This is a genomic window from Erwinia psychrophila (assembly GCF_039023475.1).
GTDB lineage: Bacteria > Pseudomonadota > Gammaproteobacteria > Enterobacterales > Enterobacteriaceae > Erwinia.
The window spans coordinates 1-2,287 of sequence record NZ_JBCHVB010000017.1 but is presented as its reverse complement, the minus strand read 5'-3'; the positions used below and the strand labels follow the sequence as shown (position 1 = coordinate 2,287).

General features: G+C 47.0%; 2 protein-coding genes. Both read left to right on the top strand.

Going from position 1 to position 2,287, the window contains the following annotated elements; translation table 11 throughout:
• The first annotated feature begins 79 nt into the window (after positions 1-79).
• Positions 80-1,516, top strand: a complete 1,437-nt coding sequence (locus AAH446_RS19575) for a VENN motif pre-toxin domain-containing protein (protein ID WP_342908342.1) — start codon at positions 80-82, stop codon at positions 1,514-1,516.
• A gap of 6 nt (positions 1,517-1,522) precedes the next feature.
• The gene (locus tag AAH446_RS19570) at positions 1,523-1,909 is read left to right on the top strand and encodes a hypothetical protein (RefSeq protein WP_342908341.1); all 387 of its coding nucleotides are present in this window, start codon (positions 1,523-1,525) and stop codon (positions 1,907-1,909) included.
• Positions 1,910-2,287: the final 378 nt, after the last annotated feature.

Here is a 2,287-nt window from a genome sequence, read left to right as displayed (position 1 = left end):
AGGACGTCATAGGTGAGTATGGCACCGGCAGTAAAAACCAGATGGTGGTTCAGGCCATACGGGTGGTGACACGTCCGGTATGGTGTTACCAACTTCTGTGAATGCTCATGGCAATGCTTCCGGCGTCACAAAATCTGCTGTTTCGGACGGTTCTGTCACGGTCAGAGACAGTGAAAACCAGATACAGAATGTGTCCGATCTCAGCCGTGATACAGAAAGCGCTAACGGCCATATCGACAAGATTTTCGATAAAGACAAAGTGGCCCGCCAGATGGAGTTTGCCCAGGGTGTCCAGCAACTTGCCGGGCAAATTGTCAGTGACGTCACCAGCTACAAACTTGACGAAGCGAAGAAGGCAACTGCTGAGAAACTGATTAAAGAGCATCCTGAATACGCTGATCTGCCGGCCAAAGATTTCAACGAGCTGATTGAAAGTGATGGTGATTACAAAGCCGTCTCTGCCAGATGGGGGATGGGAGGAGCTTACTCCATGGCCGCCGCCGCGGTTTCAGCAGCGCTTGGCGGATTAAGTGCCAACGATCTGGGAGCAGCGGCAAGTGGCGTCATGGCGCCTTATGTCGCTAACACAATCAAAAAAGCCACCACAACCATGGTGGACGGTAAAGAACAGACTAATCTGCTGGCCAACACCATGGCTCACGCCCTTGCTGGTGCAGTACTGGCACAGCTTGCAGATAACAATGCCGTGGCAGGTGCCACAGGCGCAATGGCAGGAGAGCTGACAGCAAGAGCCATCGTCGCAGCAATGTATCCGGGCAAAAACGCCGGTGATTTATCAGAAAGTGAGAAAGAATCCGTGAGTGCTCTCAGTCAACTGGCTGCAGGTTTAGCAAGCGGTATTGCTTCTGACTCCTCAGGTGATGCAATATCAGGGGCGGGTGCGGGTAAGAATGCGGTTGAGAATAATGCGGTGGCAGTACTAGTACCAGCCCCTGTTCCGGTGCCTGTACCCGGCGTTCCGGTCAGTCCGGGAGATAAGGTTACCCAGGACGCTAACGATAAAATGGCGTCTGCGCTGGATGACCTGTTTGATGCAGTGGATAAGGCAACACAGTGCTCTTTCGGACGAGCCTGTTCGACAGATGATACAGAGCAGCCCACTGGCCCGAATGCCGGTGTTAATATGACGGATGCTGAAAAGGCTGAGTACGGTGGAGCTGGTTCGGGTACGCCGGGCGGTTGGGAGCCGCAAGATGAAGAGAATGCTCGTTATAGTGAACAGAAGACAATTGCTGATGATCTGATGTCTTTATCGTCGAAAGGTCAGGAAACAATAGGTCGATCAAAACTTTTTGAAAGATCAGGTGGCAGTGAGGCTGCTAATAAAGAATTTGATCTATTAAAACCTACTGAAATTAAAGATATTCCTGGTGGCAGGGTTGGTAACCTTCCTGATGGCCGAACTGTAGTTGTCAGAGAACGAAGTACAGATGGCAGACCAACTTTAGAAATACAGTCTGGTAAGAATAGAATTAAATTTAGATATGATGAGTGATGCCATATGACTGAAAGAATACTGAATATTGAATATGATGGATATTGCTTTAAAAACAAGCAATTAATTGATGTTAAATATTTTTCTGGAGTACTTGAGTTAACTTTATCATCAAGTGATGAGGATATTAATAATAAATTTCGAGTTGTATTTGAATGGATACATTCTTTTCGCGTCACAGATGAAGGTGATTTATTGAAGATGCAAGATGAGCTAGAAGGTAAGATGGTTACAGGGGTCTACGTAGTAGAAAGCTCTAACTATTTATCATGGTTTAATGAGCAAAGCGCCAATATTCATGATGGCGACTTTATAAATCATTACTTAATAGTTACAGGTGATGATGTTATTGATGTTTTGTCTTCCGTTAGTCCAGCAATAATACCTTGTTGAGAATAATGCGCTGAGCGTTAAGCAAAACCAGTCCCGCGTTGAGGAAATATCACAGTGCCAGGGCAACAAAGTCTGTGACGGAACCGTCACAGAGAAGTACAGGCAGATCTCAGCGGAACAGCAAAAGAGTGTCGTAGAGTGTACAGGTGCTCAGAGCTGTGTCGATAAAGCCAATGAAGTCAGCAAATTACAAGCTGACTATGCCAACCGTACCCGTGAGTTACTGAAGAAAGCCCGTGCAAATGGTGGTCTGAGTCCGGAAGAATAAAACGAACTGTCTATTCTTCAGGAGACAACCATCCTGCTTGAAGCAGACAGAAATGCTGCCATCCATAATGCACTGATGTCTGGTGATTCAGCGAAAGCGAAGCAGCTGGC